The organism is Bosea sp. RAC05 (assembly GCF_001713455.1).
Lineage (GTDB): Bacteria > Pseudomonadota > Alphaproteobacteria > Rhizobiales > Beijerinckiaceae > Allobosea.
This window is the reverse complement of record NZ_CP016464.1, coordinates 3405212-3419043: the sequence shown is the minus strand read 5'-3', so window position 1 is coordinate 3419043 and position 13832 is coordinate 3405212. Positions and strand designations below refer to the sequence as shown.

Genomic DNA, 13832 nt, shown 5'->3' with positions numbered 1-13832 from the left:
CCGTCACCCGCCGCGGGGCAGGCGCCGGTTCGGGAGCGAGGGCTCAGACGAAGCGCAGCGGGGCGTCGGCCTGTTCGCGCAGCGGCTGCACCCGGTAGAAGCAGGAGCGGCGCCCGGTGTGGCAGCAGCCGCCATCGCCGGCGACCTGGACCTTCAGCCAGAGCGCGTCCTGGTCGCAATCGACCCGCATCTCGACGATGGTCTGGACCTGGCCGGAGGTCGCGCCCTTGTGCCAGAGCTCGCCGCGCGAGCGCGACCAGTACCAGGCCTCGCCGGTCTCGATCGAACGGGCCAGCGCCTGCGCGTTCATATGGGCGACCATGAGCAGCTCGCCGGTGGCCGCATCGGTGGTGACGCAGGTCACGAGCCCATTGGCGTCGAAGCGCGGGGCGAAGGTGGTGCCCTCCTCGAGGGCCTGCTTGTCGGGGGCGGCGGGGAAGGGCGGCATGCCGGGCTCCGGAACGAAAGAGGGCGCATCCATGAGGATGCGCCCTTGTAGAGCCGCCCGCGGCGCGGGCCAATCGCAAAGAGCCCCGCCTCAGAGGCCCGGCGACTTCACCATGGTGAAGAAGCGCACCTGCTCGGACGGTTCGTTGAACAGGCCGGTGTAGCGGGTCGTCATGGTCGAGGAGCCCTGCTTCTGCACGCCGCGCATCGACATGCACATGTGCTCGGCCTCGATCAGGACGGCGACGCCGCGCGGAGCGAGCACGCGGTCGATCACATCCGCGATCTGGGCCGTCATCGTTTCCTGCGTCTGCAGCCGGCGCGCATAGACATCGACGACGCGGGCGAGCTTGGACAGGCCGACGACGCCCTTGGCCGGGTAGTAGCCGATATGGGCCTTGCCGACGAAGGGCACCATGTGGTGCTCGCAATGGGAATAGAAGGGGATGTCGCGCACGAGAACCATGTCGCGATAGCCCTCGACCTCCTCGAAGACCCGGTCGAGAATCTCGGCCGCATCCTCCTCATAGCCCTTGTAGAATTCCTTATAGGCCTTGGCCACGCGCCGCGGCGTGTCCTGGAGACCTTCGCGGGACGGGTCATCCCCGGCCCAGAGAAGGAGGGTCCGCACGGCCTCCTCCGCCTGTTCCTGCGTCGGCTGCTTGATCAGAAACTTGTCCGCGGAGGGCCCCAGAGCCCGCTCGACCGACAAGGACTTAACCACAGGGTTCATGTGGCGCCTCCCGTTTTGGTGGTCCTGATACGTCGCGCGATCCCGGTTGGACCACGCGGCCGGCACGACGACGCGCTTTTTTTCGCGAGGGCGGGGCGCGACCGTGGATGCTCTCCCACTGAGCGAGCATGAACCCTATATTGGGGTCGGGCGCCGGTCACTCCAGAGCCGGTGGAGAGCACGATATGTTGAGCGACGTCTACAACAAGCGCATCCTCGAACTCGCCGCGAACATCCCGCTGCTGGACCGGCTCCCGCAGCCCGACGCGACGGCCAAGGCGCATTCGCGCCTCTGCGGCTCGACCGTGACCGTCGATCTCACCATGGAGGGCGATGTCGTCACCGGCTTCGGGCACGAGGTGAAGGCCTGCGCGCTCGGGCAGGCCTCGTCCTCGATCATGGCGCGGCATGTGATCGGCTCGACGGCCGACGAGTTGCGCCGGGTCCGCGAGCAGGCCCGCGCCATCCTCAAGGACCAGGCCGAGCCGCCCGAGGGAAAATGGGCCGATCTCTCGGTGCTGGTGCCGGTGCGCGACTACAAGGCGCGCCACGCCTCGACGATGCTGACCTTCGATGCGGTGGTCGAGGCGATCGGCCAGATCGAGCAGCGGCGCCAGGCCGCCGCGGTCGCGTGAGCGGCGGCGCGCCGGCTCACTTCAGGCCGAGCGCCAGCCGGGTCTCGGCGCGGGTCTCGTCGAAGCGGGCCCTGAAGGCGCGGTCGGCGAGCAGCGCCTTGGCGACGGCGCGGCCAGCCTTGTCCCCCGCCGCGAGGTCGCTGCGATAATGGAAGCCGCAGACGAGACGGCTCTCGCCGTAATCCTTGACCCGCTCCTCGAGCTTGGCGGCCATTTCCGGCGCCGCCGTGCTCAGGAGTTCGGCATAGAGCGCCGCGGTCGCCGCATGGCCGGCCGGGAAGGAGGTTCCTTCCGGCCGTCCGCCCGGACAGGGCTTGACCCGCACCTTGTTCCAGACCGTGAAGGGCCGCTGCCGGTTCGTCAGGCGGCGCACGCCGAGCAGAACGATGCCGAGCTCGATCTGCGCCTCGCGATAGAGCAGCCGGACCTCGCGGTGCTCGTTGCCGGCGAAGGCGATGTCGGCGCCCTCGAGGAAGCGCGCGAGCGTCTGGTACTGGTCGGCGATCGCCGCCTTCTCGCGCTCGGGCGTGCGGGCGAGGGTGATCTGGAGAACCTCGTCGAATTCCCGCTTCTGCTCGGGCGAGTTCATCGCCGGCGGCAGGCCGATCAGCGTCGCGAGGTCGACCCTGCCGGGTTCGAGCCAGAGCAGGTTGGTGCGCTGCTGGGCGTCGGCCGGCGCCGGTGCCAGCAGAAGCGCCAGCGCGAGCCCCAACGCGGCGGCTCCCAGGCGATTGGAACGGGGTCGCGAAACGGGGCGGTGCATGGCGAATCTCGGCTTGGATGACGAGCGGGATGAAATGGCATCGCAGCAGCGCTTGTCACGTCTTTTCGCGCAGGCCGCTCCGGTCAGGCTGGCGCCGCGGCGCGCCGCGCACTGGGCGATCCGCGGCTACCAGCTCAGCCTGTCGCTGCTGATCGGGCGCCATTGCCGGCACTGGCCGAGCTGCTCGTCCTATACCGACGAGGCGATCCAGCGTTTCGGCCTGTGGCGCGGGGGCTGGGTCGGGGTGGCGCGGATCTGCCGCTGCACCCCGCTCGGCACGAGCGGCATCGACCTCGTCTGCGAGGAGCTGCCGCCCGATGCCGCCTGGTACCGGCCCTGGTCCTATGGCCGCTGGCGCGGCGTGAACGCGCCGCCTGCGGAGCCGGACGCGGAGGCCGGGGCCGAGGCCGGCGCGGTCAGCGCTGGGCCTGGGCCTGCTGCAGGGCGCTCCGGCAGCCCGGCGACAGATCGGCCGCCTTCTCCTTGAAGCAGGCGAGGATGCGGCCGCCGCCCGGCTTCACGCCGGGGCAGAGGCGGGCGGCGTCCGGCCCGCAGGCCTCACGCATCGCGTTGCGGTCCTGCGCCTGCGATGGCGCGGCGGCGGTGGTGAGGACGAGGCTGGCGAGGGCGGCGCAAAGGGCGGCGCGGAGGGGCGGCATGGCGGGATCTCCCTGTGGCGAGGCGGTGGCGCAACCACGGCGATTGTGCGGATCGCGCTTTGCCGGCCGGTGGGCGGATCATGACGAAACGGACAGGTGCCGCTCGCGCGCCCTCGGCGTTTTCGGTGGCCGTCCCGATTGCCTGCCACTGCGCGCTCGTATAGGCGGGGCGTTCCCGGCGCTGTCCTCCCCCGGATACGGACAGCGCCGCGCCGGTCCAGCCCTGGTCCAGCTCTTCCCAGTATCCGGCCTTGTCTTACGGGGTTCGTATCCCCGAGTGAGCAGGAGCGACGATCGATGACGATCTCCCTGACCTTTCCCGATGGCGCAAAGCGCGAATTTCCCTCCGGCATCACCGGCAAGGAGATTGCCGGCGGCATCTCTCCCTCTCTCCTCAAGCGCACTGTCGCCATGGCCATCGACGGCGTCGTCGTCGATCTCGGCGATCCGATCGGCAAGGACTCGAAGATCGAGTTCCTGACGCGCGAGGACCCACGTGCGCTCGAACTGATCCGGCACGACTGCGCGCATGTGCTCGCCGAAGCCGTGCAGGCGCTCTGGCCCGGCACGCAGGTGACGATCGGCCCGGTGATCGAGGGCGGCTTCTTCTACGACTTCGCCCGCAACGAGCCCTTCACGCCCGACGACCTGCCGGTCATCGAGAAGAAGATGCGCGAGATCATCGCCAAGGACGCGCCCTTCACCAAGGACGAGTGGAGCCGCGACAAGGCCAAGGCGTTCTTCGCGGCGAAGGGCGAGGCCTACAAGGTCGAGCTCGTCGATGCGATCCCTGAAGACCAGACGCTGAAGATGTATGCGCAGGGCGAGTGGATCGATCTCTGCCGCGGCCCGCACATGACCTCGGTGGGCAAGGTCGGCACCGCCTTCAAGCTGATGAAGGTGGCCGGCGCCTATTGGCGCGGCGACAGCAACAACGCCATGCTGACCCGCATCTACGGCACGGCCTTCGCCAAGCAGGAACAACTCGACGCCCATCTGCACCAGATCGAGGAGGCGGAGAAGCGCGACCACCGCAAGCTCGGCCGCGAGATGAACCTGTTCCACTTCCAGGAGGAGGGGCCGGGCGTCGTCTTCTGGCACTCCAAGGGCTGGCGGCTGTTCCAGGAGATCCTGACCTATATGCGTCGCCGGCTCGCCGCCGACTACGAGGAGGTCAACGCGCCGCAGATCCTCGACAAGTCGCTCTGGGAGACGTCGGGCCACTGGGGCTGGTACCAGGACAACATGTTCGCGGTGAAGTCGGCCTCGGCCTTCGAGAACCCCAACGACGCGACGAAGGACCAGAAGGTCTTCGCGCTGAAGCCGATGAACTGCCCCGGCCATGTGCAGATCTTCAAGCACGGTCTGAAGAGCTACCGCGATCTGCCGATCCGGCTGGCGGAATTCGGCGCGGTGCATCGCTACGAACCCTCGGGCGCGCTGCACGGGCTGATGCGCGTGCGCGGCTTCACGCAGGACGACGCGCACATCTTCTGCACCGAGGACCAGCTCGCGGCCGAGTGCCTGAAGATCAACGACCTGATCCTGTCGGTCTACGAGGATTTCGGCTTCACCGACGACCTCGTCATCAAGCTCTCGACACGGCCGGAGAAGCGCGTCGGCTCGGACGCGCTCTGGGACCATGCCGAGGATGTGATGAACCGCGTCCTGATCGAGATCGCGGCGCAGTCGGGCGGGCGGATCAAGACCGAGATCAATCCGGGCGAGGGCGCCTTCTACGGGCCGAAGTTCGAGTACGTCCTGCGGGACGCCATCGGCCGCGACTGGCAGTGCGGCACGACGCAGGTCGATTTCAACCTGCCCGAGCGGTTCGGCGCCTTCTATATCGGTGCCGATGGCGAGAAGAAGCAGCCGGTGATGGTCCACCGCGCGATCTGCGGTTCGCTGGAGCGCTTCACCGGCATCCTGATCGAGAACTTCGCCGGGCATTTCCCGCTCTGGCTGGCGCCCGAGCAGATCCTGGTCTGCCCGATCACCTCCGAGGCGGATGCCTATGCCGAGGACGTGACCATGGCCTGCCTCTCGGCCGGCCTGCGGGCCCGCGCCGACCTGCGTAATGAGAAGATCTCCTACAAGGTGCGCGAGCACTCGCTGGCGAAGGTCCCGGTGATCCTGGCCGTCGGCAAGCGCGAGGCGGAGGAGCGCACGGTCACCGTGCGCCGCCTCGGCAGCCAGGCGCAGACGGTGATGAGCCTCGACGCCATGCTGGAGGCGATGCTGGACGAGGCGACGCCGCCGGACCTGAAGCGGGTGAAGGCGGCGCGCGCGGCGAAGGCTGCGGGCTGATCGTCATTGCGAGGAGCGTAGCGACGAAGCAATCCAGAGGCCCGCGCGGCAGGTCGACTGGATTGCTTCGCTGCGCTCGCAATGACGGCCGGCGCCCCCTCGCCAACCGCCAGTCCCCCATGCCAGATTGCCGGCCATGCTGACGGGGTCCTATCGCAAGCGGCTCGAAGCCGATCTGACGCGCTGGGTCGGTGAGGGGCTGCTGACGGCGGAGTCCGCCGGCGCCATCCGCCGCTCGCTCGCCACGGAGGGCGGCTTCCGGCTGCCGGCGCTGCTGGGCCTGTTCGGCGGGCTCTTGATCGCCGCCAGCGTCTCCGCCTTCGTCGCCGCCAACTGGGAGGCGATGCCGCGGCTCCTGAAGCTCGCGATGATCCTGGCCGGTGTCGTCGGTGCGCTGGGCATGGCCGCGCGGCTGGAGCGCCGGGGTTCCGCTGCCGGCGCCGATGCGGCTGCGACCTGCGCCGTGCTGATCTTCGGGGCCGGGATCGCGCTGATCGGGCAGATGTACCATCTGCCGGCCGACTGGCCGGCGGGCGCGTTGATGGTGGCGCTGGGCGGGCTCGCCGTCGCCTTTCTGATGGGGTCCAACGGCGCGCTGGTGGTGACCTTCGTCGCGCTGTGCGCCTGGAGCGGCGGGCGCTGGCATGAGAGCCAGGGCGCCATCCACCTGCCGTTCTTCCTGATCTACCTGCCGGCGCTGTGGCTGGCCTGGGGGCGGCAGAACCGCCTCGTTCATCACCTCGCCGTGCTCGCGCTGGGGTTCTGGCTGGTGATGGTGCCGGGCGACTGGTTCGGCCGCGCCTTCGACTACGGCCTGCTTGCCTATGGTCTGGCAATCTCGGCCGCCTTCGTCGCGCTCGGCGCCATGGCGCTCGACCGCGGCGGACTCGCCCTGCTTGGCTGCTGCCTGCCCTGGGGGCTGCTCGGCTTCGTGGTGATGCTCGATTTCGAACTGATCCGCATCCTCGACCTGCATGGTTCGCGCGCCGGGCGTGCCTCCTGGGCGAACTATGCGGCTTATGCCGCGGCGCTCGCTGCGATCGCTGCCTGTGCCTGGCTTGCGCGCGACCGGCGCTTCGCCTGGCCGCTGGCGCTGGCGCTGATCTTCGGCCTCGTCGTGCCGCTGGTGTTCTGGAGCGGGCTTGCGGTCGGCCTGCCCGGCAAGGTCGTGGTGGCGAGCCTCGTGCTGGCGTCGGCGATCGCGCTCGTCATCGCGGGCGTGTCCGGCGGGGTGCGCCGTCTGACGCTGGCGGGTTCCGGCCTGTTCGGCCTCGCGATCCTGATCCTGCTCTGGCAGACGATCGGCACGCTGCTCGACCAGTCGCTGTTCTTCCTGGTCGCGGGCGCGGTGCTGCTTGGCCTCGCCAGTGGCGCGCGGCGTCTGTTCGCGCGGCTCGCGCGACCGCCGGGAGAGGCTGCGCCATGAACCCGACCGTCACCAAGCTGCCGAGCGCCGATGCGCTGCTGGCGCGGATTCCGCTGATCGGGCGGATGCTCGCCGCCATGCTTCTGCTCTGCGGCGGGCTGCTGGCGCTGGTCGAGAGCCGGGCCTCGATCCTGCGCCATGGCACCGAGGTGCGGCTGCGGACCGTGCCGGTCGATCCACGCGACCTGTTCCGGGGCGACTATGTCGTGCTCGCCTATCCGATCAGCACCGTGACACCGGGTCCTGGCAGCGCGACGGGCGTGCGGCGGGGCGACACCGTCTTCGTGACGCTGACGCGTGACGCGGAGGGCTTCGCTCAGGCGAAGGCCGTGGCGACGACCCGTCCCGCTGCAGGCGAAGGCGAGGTCGTCATCGTCGGGCGTGTTCTCTCCACCGGCGCCTGCGCGCTGAACGAGGCGGGGCAGACCGACTGCTCCGCCGGCGCGGGGCGGATGCGCGTCGCCTATGGGCTGGAGAGCTATTTCGTGCCGCAGGGCCAGGGCCGCGCCATCGAGACGACGCCACGGGCGCGCATCGAGGTCGTCGCCGCCGTCGCGACCGACGGCACGGCCGCGATCAAGCGACTGCTGATCGACGGCAAGCTGGTCTATGCCGAACCGCCCTACTGAGCCTGGTCCGGCCGTTCCGCGCACACCTGCCGGTCACGCCCCGACACGCGGTTGTGATGCGATGTTTAGTGACCCTTAACCCTGCGCGTTTTATGAACGGCGCATGAACGAAGTCCGTGCGCTTGTTCATGTCGGGGGAACCCGCTGCGCCGGCCTCGCGTTCGCCCTGTTCCTTCGTCGATAGTCGGATCTCGCCGGTGCAGCCGTCTTCTGCCCTTTCGCGGTTTCTGCTCCTGGGCCATGGCCCGGGTGGCACGGCCGCGACCGCGGGGCGGGATGCGCGGATCGACGTGATCCGGGGGCTGGCGCTGCTGGTCATCTTCATCAACCACATGCCGGGCAATGTCGTCGCGGCCTGGATGCCGCATAACTTCGGCTTCTCGGACGGGGCGGACGCCTTCGTGCTGCTGGCCGGGATCTCGGCCACGCTGGCCTATGGCAGCCTGATCGAGCGGCGCGGGCTGGCGGTCGGTGCGCTCAAGATCGGCGGGCGGCTGTGGACGCTCTACATCGCGCATATCGCGCTGTTCATCGTCGTCTGCGGCGTCGTGGCGGCGGCGGTGACGCGGACGCAGAACCCGCTCTACATCGAAGCCATCAACATCCAGCCCTTCTTCAGCGACACGCTGGCGGCGCTGATCGATGTGCTGACGCTGCGCTACCAGCCCTCCTATCTCGACATCCTGCCCCTCTACATCGTGCTGCTGGGGCTGTTCCCGCTGCTGTATCTGGCGGTCCGGCTCAGCCCGCTGGGCGCGCTTCTGGTCTCGCTGGCGGTCTGGCAGACGGCGCTCGCGCTCGGCCTGAACTTCCCGAACGTTCATGCGGCGGGCTGGTTCTTCAATCCCTTCGCTTGGCAGGTCACCTTTCTGGTCGGAATCATCGTCGGCCTCGCGATGCTGCGGGGCGTCGCCCTGCCGCCCCTGCGCAGCGTCGATGCGCTCGCCGTCGGCTTTCTCGTCTTCGCCTATCTGGCCAAGACCGCCTCCGGCAACCCGACTGGCATCGCCCTGTTCAACGAATGGTTCGACTCGGTCCAGCTGGGCTCCGACAAGACTCATCTCGCCTGGAGCCGCCTGCTGCATGTCGCGGCCCTGGCCTGGCTGGCGATGCGCTGGCTGCCGGCGGGGGCGGGGCTGCTGCGCTTCGCCGTCGGGCGGACGCTCGCGATCGTCGGCAAACACTCGCTCGACATCTTCTGCGCCGGGACGGTGCTGTCGATCGCCGGGCAGATCGTCATGGCCGAGACGGGCTTCGCGGTCGGCCCGCAGTTGCTGGTCTGCCTGGCCGGCGTTACACTTCTCGTCGGGTTGGGGATGTTCCTGACGTGGTACCAGTCGCTCACGCACTCCGGCAGCGCTTCCGCCGCGCCCGCGCGGCAGGCCTCGCCGCAGTCGCACCAGGCCTCTGCGCGCTAGTCCTCTGCGCGCCGCTCGCGCCGGCCGTGGCAGGGCCCATGGCCCTCGCCCATGCGGCCGACCAGCGCTGCCGCGCCGGGGCGGCCTCGCAACGCTTCCAGCCGATCCTGCCGCGCGCGGTCCAGTCCCTGCGCGAGACCGGGCAGCTCTCCATCGTCACGATCGGCTCCTCGACGACGGCGGGGGCCGGGGCCTCGGCCGAGGACAAGAGCTATCCGGCGATGCTGCAGGACGAGTTGCGCCGGCGCCTGCCGCAGGCCGAGATCCGCGTCATCAACCGGGGGGTCGGCGGGCAGAGCGCCTTCGACATGGTCTCCCGGATGGACACGGACGTGATCGACAAGGCCCCCGGGCTGGTGATCTGGCAGACGGTCGCGGCCGATGTGGTGAACCATATCGGCGAGGAGAAGCTCGCCAAGATCCTCAAGAAGGGGATCCGCAAGGTGCAGGCGGCCGGCATCGATCTCGTGATGATGGATCTGCCCTGGCTGCCGCGCGAGGGCCGCTATCCGCATTACGACGACTATCGTGGCGTGCTGAAGACGGTCGCGGCGGAGTTTTCGGTTCCGGTCTTCCCGCGCTACGGCATGATGCGGGAATGGGCGCAATCGCGCCGCTTCACCGCTGAGGAGCTGATCGGGATGGACGGGACGGAGCTGGTCGAGGCTGGTTATCGCTGCCTCGCCATCCGCATCGCCGACGGCGTGGCGTCTGCCCTGTCCGGCCCGCGCGTCGAGCGCCCGGCGCCGCCGCGGCCGACCAACTGATCGCGGCGGAGCATGCCGCCAGCGCGGCCTGACCTCAGCGCGCCAGTACCTCGATGTCGCGGTCGAGCCCGGACTCGACCTTGAAATCCCGCGAGAAGACCTGGCCCTCCTGCCGCGCGATCAGGACATAGTCGCCCTCGGCCAGGATCACCTGCGGGAAGGCGCCGATCGCCTCGCGGATGACGTCGCCGCCCGGCGTCAGCACGCTGAAGGCGGTGCCGGCGAAGGCCTCCCCGCCCGCCGCCGCGACGAGTTTCAACGTCACGCGCGCAGCCCGGTGGTGCAGCGTGGCGTCGGTGATCTTGCCGGACTCGACCTTCACATCCGCCCGCTGGATCGCGTTGGAATCGCCGTAGGTCGAGACGATGTGATAGGTACCCTCCGGCAGCCGGATCAGCTCGCCGCCGCGGGCATTGGTGACGAGCCGCCCTTCCGAATTACCCTGGAGCGGCACGAAGATCTGGAAGCCGAGCTGGGCGGGGGCGATCGGCGCATCGCCGATCGAGCCCGCGAGCGAGAGGCCGCCGGCGCTGATCGCCACCTGTTCGCGCAGCCCCTGCGGGCCGAGCGTGACCCGCTTGGTGCCGCTGGCGAAGCCATAGGCCGCATGCAGCAGATAGGTGCCGGGATCGAGCGCGAAGCTGGGCTCCGGCTCGGACGAGCGCGCGACGATGCGCGGCGGCGAGCCATCGGCCGACTCGCTGAGGACACGCCAGACCAGCCCCGAGCGGATCGGCCGGCGGTCGCTGGCGAACTGGGCGGCGACCCGCAGGGAGGCCTGCCGGGCGGATGGCGCCGGGCCGGGCTGGACGGGAGTCGGGTCGACCGTCCCGCCGATCGAGGGCGACGGTGCGGGAGCCGGGACGGTCAGAGGGGCGGGCGTCGCCGGGGCCTGCGCATGGACGGCGCCGAGCGGCAGCGTCAGCGCGACCGCGAGCAGGCCACTCGCCAGCCTTCGTCTCTCGAACCTCTCGAATTCAAACATGATCCCAGCCCTCGGTACCCTTGCGTCCATGTCTCAGCAGGCTCGCTTGTCGCGATCATGGCGAGAGACTAGGTCTGGTCGGGTTCCTCGCATCCGGATGCTTCATGACCGATACGCTCTCCCTGCTCAAGCTGCGCCGATCGGTGCCGCCGCAATTCCTCGCCGCGCCCGGCCCCGAGGGCGGGCAGCTCCAGGAGCTGCTCACCATCGCCTCGCGCGTGCCCGACCATGGCAAGCTGGTGCCCTGGCGCTTCATCGTCTTCTCGGGCGCTGCCCGCGAGAAGGCGGCCGAGGTGGTGGCGCAGGCCTTCCAGAACCGCAATCCCGACGCCAAGCCGGAGCAGGTCGCCTTCGAGCGCAACCGTCTGCTGCAGGCGCCGGTGATCGTGGCCGTGGTGTCGCGGGCCGCCCCCCATGTGAAGATCCCGCAATGGGAGCAGGAGCTGACGGCCGGGGCCGTCTGCATGTCGATGCTGGTCGCGGCGCAGGCGATGGGTTTCGCCGGCTGCTGGCTGACCAACTGGTTTTCCTTCGATCGCAGCGTGCTGAGTGCCTTCGGGCTCGAGGCGGAGGAGCGCATCGCCGGCTTCATCCATCTGGGAACCGCGACCTCGGTGCCGGCGGATCGCGAGCGGCCGGTCCTGGCCGACATCGTCAGCCACTACGGAGCGTGAGCCCATGATCTATTCGCCCGCCGCGCAGGATCACGGCCTGCCGCACGACCCGTTCAAGGCGATCGTGACGCCGCGCCCGATCGGCTGGATCACGGCGATGAGCGCGAAGGGCGAGATCAACCTCTCGCCCTACAGCTATTTCAACGCCGTCTCGACGCGGCCCCACATCGTGATGTTCTCGTCCGAGGGCAAGAAGGATGCGGTCGCCTTCATCGAGGAGACGGGCGAGTTCACCTGCTCGATGGTGACGAAGTCGCTGGTCGGCGCGATGAACCTGACCTCGGCGCCGCTGCCGCGCGGCACCAGCGAGTACGGCCATGCCGGGCTGGAGATGGCGCCCTCGCGCTTCGTCAAACCGCCGCGCGTGGCGGGCAGCCCAGCCGCGCTCGAGTGCAAGCTGCTCTCGGTGCAGCAACTGGTCGATCTCGACGGTGTCAGCGTCGAGCGCTGGATGGTGCTGGGGCAGGTCGTCGGCATCTTCATGGACGATGCCTTCATCCGCAACGGCCGCTTCGACACCGCCGCGGCGCATCCGGTGGCGCGCTGCGGCTATGCCGATTATGCCGAGGTCGACCACCTGTTCTCGATCGAGCGCCCGCCGGGCGGCTGAAGGCGGCGAAGCGGTCGCCTTGGCCGTTTCGGCGGCAACCTCCTCAGCCCGCCGGCTTCACGCGGTAGTCGCCGAGCGGGGCCAGCGCCGCGTTGATGGCGGCGGCGTCGAGCGTCGCCGTCTGCGGCAGGGTCAGCCGTGGCGGCTCCAGCGTCACGGTCGTACCCGGTGCAAGCTTCTCCGCCGCGACCTGGACGCGCGACAGGCAACCGCCGCAATGCATGCCCGAAACCTCGAAAACCCGAGTCATTGGAAAAGCCTCCAGCGCTTCATTCAGCCAGTTTGCGAGCGCGCGCGACGAGGCGCTGCGCCCTGATCAGATGGGGACGATCGAGCATTTCGCCATCGAGCCCGATCACGCCGACGCCGGGGTTGGCCGCGAACAGCGCGATGATCGCCTGCGCCCGGGCGAGGGCTTCGGGCGCGGGCGAGAAGACCTCGTTGATCGTCGCGACCTGGTCGGGGTGGATCGCCATCTTGCCGGTGAAGCCGTCGCGCCGCGCCGCCAGGCACTCGGCGCGGAAGCCCTCGGCGTCGCGAAAGGCGGTGAAGACGGTGTCGATCGCGTCGACCTGGGCGGAGGCCGCCGCAAACAGCGTCAGTGAGCGGGCGAGCCGGTAGGGATCGGTGTACTGGCCGTCCGGCAGGCGGTTGGTCTCGGCGCCGAGATCGGCCGACAGGTCCTCCGCGCCCCAGGTCAGGGCGTCGAGCCGGTGGGTGGCGCCGGCATAGCTGCCGAGGCCGAAGATGCCCTTGCCGGTTTCGGTCGCGATCGGGATGATCCGGGTGCCGCCGTCGGGCAGGTCGCACTCGGCCTCGCGCACCGCGATCTTGGCGGCGAGATGCCCGGTATCGCTGCCGCTCTCGGATTTGGGCAGCATGATCGCATCCGGCGCGCCCGGCATGACCGCGTCGAGATCGGCCTCGGTCAGGCCGGTGGCGAGCGCGTTGACGCGCACGATCAGGCGCGGACGGCGGGGCAGGGCGCGGGCGGCCTCCAGAAAGGCGCGGGTGATCTCGCGCGCCTGCGGCTTGGCGTCGAGAGCGACCGAATCCTCGAGGTCGAGGATCAGCGCATCGGCGCCGCTGGCGAGGCCCTTCTGCTGCTTGCGGGGGCTGTCGCCAGGAACGAAGAGGAGCGAGCGCATCGGGGTCAGACGTCCAGAGCGACTGGGGCGGGATGCCGGCGCATGAAGGCCTGGCGGCGGCATTGCGCCACCAGCGTGCCGTCCTGCTTGTAGGCGCGGTGGTGGAACTCGACGATGCCGGCATCCGGCCGCGAGCGCGATTCGCGCTTGGCCACGATCTCGGTCGTGACGTTGATCGTGTCGCCCTCGAAGAGCGGCGCCGGGAAGGTGACGTCGGTCATGCCGAGATTGCCGATGGTGGTGCCGACGGTGGTGTCGTTCACCGAGATGCCGATCATCAGGCCGAGCGTGAACAGGGAGTTCATCAGCGGCTGGCCCCATTCCGTCTCGGTCGCACAGAAATGCGCATCGATGTGAAGGGGTTGCGGGTTCAGCGTCATGTTGGAGAACAGCATGTTGTCCATCTGCGTGACGGTGCGCGTCAGGCCGTGCTCGATGACGGCGCCGACCTCGAAATCCTCGAAATAGATCCCGCCGCGCTTGTGGCGCTTCAGCTCTGGCATCCTGGCCTCTCCATGCCCCGGTCGATTCCGGCACTCTAGCGCATCACGCCGGCGAAAGGGCGCCCCCGATCCCCTGCGACGACGCGGTGACGATGCGTCGTGATTAACGCTTCGCTTACCATAACCGG

Annotated in this window: 17 protein-coding genes; 9 read left to right on the top strand and 8 right to left on the bottom strand. The window is 69.4% G+C overall.

Annotated elements, in window-relative coordinates; translation table 11 throughout:
- Positions 1–43: 43 nt before the first annotated feature.
- Together hisI and folE are read right to left on the bottom strand one after the other, a co-directional pair.
- Positions 44–448 carry a phosphoribosyl-AMP cyclohydrolase gene (gene hisI, locus BSY19_RS19675; RefSeq protein WP_069055611.1) on the bottom strand — a complete coding sequence of 135 codons (405 nt, stop codon included), beginning with the start codon at positions 446–448 and terminating at the stop codon, positions 44–46.
- Between the two features lie 90 nt (positions 449–538).
- Positions 539–1180 carry a GTP cyclohydrolase I FolE gene (gene folE / locus BSY19_RS19670; protein WP_069055610.1) on the bottom strand — a complete coding sequence of 214 codons (642 nt, stop codon included), beginning with the start codon at positions 1178–1180 and terminating at the stop codon, positions 539–541.
- A gap of 185 nt (positions 1181–1365) precedes the next feature.
- On the opposite strand from folE, the gene BSY19_RS19665 reads away from it, so the two are divergent.
- Positions 1366–1815: an iron-sulfur cluster assembly scaffold protein gene (locus BSY19_RS19665; protein ID WP_069055609.1), complete on the top strand. Its 450-nt coding sequence runs from the start codon at positions 1366–1368 to the stop codon at positions 1813–1815.
- 16 nt (positions 1816–1831) lie between these two features.
- Here BSY19_RS19665 and BSY19_RS19660 read toward each other — a convergent pair whose 3' ends face one another.
- The gene (locus BSY19_RS19660) at positions 1832–2527 is read right to left on the bottom strand and encodes a phosphatase PAP2 family protein (protein WP_069055608.1); all 696 of its coding nucleotides are present in this window, start codon (positions 2525–2527) and stop codon (positions 1832–1834) included.
- 85 nt (positions 2528–2612) lie between these two features.
- Here BSY19_RS19660 and yidD point away from each other — a divergent pair, with 85 nt between their 5' ends.
- Positions 2613–3065: a membrane protein insertion efficiency factor YidD gene (gene yidD / locus BSY19_RS27105; RefSeq protein ID WP_083247957.1), complete on the top strand. Its 453-nt coding sequence runs from the start codon at positions 2613–2615 to the stop codon at positions 3063–3065.
- On the opposite strand, the gene BSY19_RS19650 is transcribed toward yidD, so the two are convergent.
- Positions 2995–3237, bottom strand: coding sequence for a cysteine rich repeat-containing protein (locus tag BSY19_RS19650; protein ID WP_069055607.1), 243 nt, complete (start codon positions 3235–3237; stop codon positions 2995–2997). The genes yidD and BSY19_RS19650 overlap by 71 nt on opposite strands.
- A gap of 297 nt (positions 3238–3534) precedes the next feature.
- Between BSY19_RS19650 and thrS the strand changes: the two genes are divergently transcribed.
- The 5 genes from thrS to BSY19_RS19625 all read left to right on the top strand — a co-directional run bounded on the left by thrS (position 3535) and on the right by BSY19_RS19625 (position 9784).
- Positions 3535–5544 (top strand): threonine--tRNA ligase, encoded by a 2010-nt coding sequence (gene thrS / locus BSY19_RS19645; protein ID WP_083247712.1) that lies wholly within the window; start codon positions 3535–3537, stop codon positions 5542–5544.
- 136 nt (positions 5545–5680) lie between these two features.
- Positions 5681–6970, top strand: a complete 1290-nt coding sequence (locus BSY19_RS19640; RefSeq protein ID WP_069055606.1) for a DUF2157 domain-containing protein — start codon at positions 5681–5683, stop codon at positions 6968–6970.
- Positions 6967–7599, top strand: a complete 633-nt coding sequence (locus tag BSY19_RS19635) for a GDYXXLXY domain-containing protein (RefSeq protein ID WP_083247711.1) — start codon at positions 6967–6969, stop codon at positions 7597–7599. The genes BSY19_RS19640 and BSY19_RS19635 overlap by 4 nt, the downstream gene beginning before the upstream one ends.
- A gap of 197 nt (positions 7600–7796) precedes the next feature.
- Complete coding sequence (locus tag BSY19_RS19630) at positions 7797–9017, top strand: OpgC family protein (protein ID WP_171905178.1); 1221 nt, start codon at positions 7797–7799, stop codon at positions 9015–9017.
- 38 nt (positions 9018–9055) lie between these two features.
- Positions 9056–9784 carry an SGNH/GDSL hydrolase family protein gene (locus BSY19_RS19625; RefSeq protein WP_069055604.1) on the top strand — a complete coding sequence of 243 codons (729 nt, stop codon included), beginning with the start codon at positions 9056–9058 and terminating at the stop codon, positions 9782–9784.
- Between the two features lie 34 nt (positions 9785–9818).
- Here the strand turns inward: BSY19_RS19625 and BSY19_RS19620 are convergent, their stop codons facing one another.
- Positions 9819–10769, bottom strand: coding sequence for a hypothetical protein (locus BSY19_RS19620; protein WP_069055603.1), 951 nt, complete (start codon positions 10767–10769; stop codon positions 9819–9821).
- 104 nt (positions 10770–10873) lie between these two features.
- On the opposite strand from BSY19_RS19620, the gene BSY19_RS19615 reads away from it, so the two are divergent.
- On the top strand, positions 10874–11443 hold the full coding sequence (locus BSY19_RS19615; protein WP_069055602.1) for a nitroreductase family protein: 570 nt from the start codon (positions 10874–10876) through the stop codon (positions 11441–11443).
- A 4-nt stretch (positions 11444–11447) separates the two neighbouring features.
- Positions 11448–12053 (top strand): flavin reductase family protein, encoded by a 606-nt coding sequence (locus BSY19_RS19610; protein WP_069055601.1) that lies wholly within the window; start codon positions 11448–11450, stop codon positions 12051–12053.
- 43 nt (positions 12054–12096) lie between these two features.
- Here BSY19_RS19610 and BSY19_RS19605 read toward each other — a convergent pair whose 3' ends face one another.
- Genes BSY19_RS19605 through BSY19_RS19595 form a run of 3 tightly spaced genes read right to left on the bottom strand, consistent with a single transcriptional unit; the run spans position 12097 to position 13704 of the window.
- A complete protein-coding gene (locus tag BSY19_RS19605) occupies positions 12097–12303 on the bottom strand; it encodes a hypothetical protein (RefSeq protein ID WP_069055600.1) in 207 nt (68 codons plus the stop codon).
- A 19-nt stretch (positions 12304–12322) separates the two neighbouring features.
- On the bottom strand, positions 12323–13201 hold the full coding sequence (locus tag BSY19_RS19600) for an HpcH/HpaI aldolase/citrate lyase family protein (RefSeq protein ID WP_069055599.1): 879 nt from the start codon (positions 13199–13201) through the stop codon (positions 12323–12325).
- Positions 13202–13206: 5 nt separating this feature from the next.
- Positions 13207–13704, bottom strand: coding sequence for a MaoC family dehydratase (locus BSY19_RS19595; RefSeq protein WP_066725808.1), 498 nt, complete (start codon positions 13702–13704; stop codon positions 13207–13209).
- Positions 13705–13832 lie beyond the last annotated feature (128 nt).

Excerpts from the sequence above, each read along its gene's own strand:
- BSY19_RS19605 (WP_069055600.1), bottom strand. The coding sequence starts at position 12,303 with ATGACTCGGGTTTTCGAGGTTTCGGGCATGCATTGCGGCGGTTGCCTG.
- BSY19_RS19625 (WP_069055604.1), top strand. The coding sequence starts at position 9,056 with ATGGCCCTCGCCCATGCGGCCGACCAGCGCTGCCGCGCCGGGGCGGCC.
- BSY19_RS19615 (WP_069055602.1), top strand. The coding sequence starts at position 10,874 with ATGACCGATACGCTCTCCCTGCTCAAGCTGCGCCGATCGGTGCCGCCG.
- BSY19_RS19620 (WP_069055603.1), bottom strand. The coding sequence starts at position 10,769 with ATGTTTGAATTCGAGAGGTTCGAGAGACGAAGGCTGGCGAGTGGCCTG.
- thrS (WP_083247712.1), top strand. The coding sequence starts at position 3,535 with ATGACGATCTCCCTGACCTTTCCCGATGGCGCAAAGCGCGAATTTCCC.
- BSY19_RS19610 (WP_069055601.1), top strand. The coding sequence starts at position 11,448 with ATGATCTATTCGCCCGCCGCGCAGGATCACGGCCTGCCGCACGACCCG.
- BSY19_RS19650 (WP_069055607.1), bottom strand. The coding sequence starts at position 3,237 with ATGCCGCCCCTCCGCGCCGCCCTTTGCGCCGCCCTCGCCAGCCTCGTC.
- hisI (WP_069055611.1), bottom strand. The coding sequence starts at position 448 with ATGCCGCCCTTCCCCGCCGCCCCCGACAAGCAGGCCCTCGAGGAGGGC.
- yidD (WP_083247957.1), top strand. The coding sequence starts at position 2,613 with ATGGCATCGCAGCAGCGCTTGTCACGTCTTTTCGCGCAGGCCGCTCCG.
- BSY19_RS19640 (WP_069055606.1), top strand. The coding sequence starts at position 5,681 with ATGCTGACGGGGTCCTATCGCAAGCGGCTCGAAGCCGATCTGACGCGC.
- BSY19_RS19595 (WP_066725808.1), bottom strand. The coding sequence starts at position 13,704 with ATGCCAGAGCTGAAGCGCCACAAGCGCGGCGGGATCTATTTCGAGGAT.
- BSY19_RS19635 (WP_083247711.1), top strand. The coding sequence starts at position 6,967 with ATGAACCCGACCGTCACCAAGCTGCCGAGCGCCGATGCGCTGCTGGCG.
- BSY19_RS19665 (WP_069055609.1), top strand. The coding sequence starts at position 1,366 with ATGTTGAGCGACGTCTACAACAAGCGCATCCTCGAACTCGCCGCGAAC.
- folE (WP_069055610.1), bottom strand. The coding sequence starts at position 1,180 with ATGAACCCTGTGGTTAAGTCCTTGTCGGTCGAGCGGGCTCTGGGGCCC.
- BSY19_RS19600 (WP_069055599.1), bottom strand. The coding sequence starts at position 13,201 with ATGCGCTCGCTCCTCTTCGTTCCTGGCGACAGCCCCCGCAAGCAGCAG.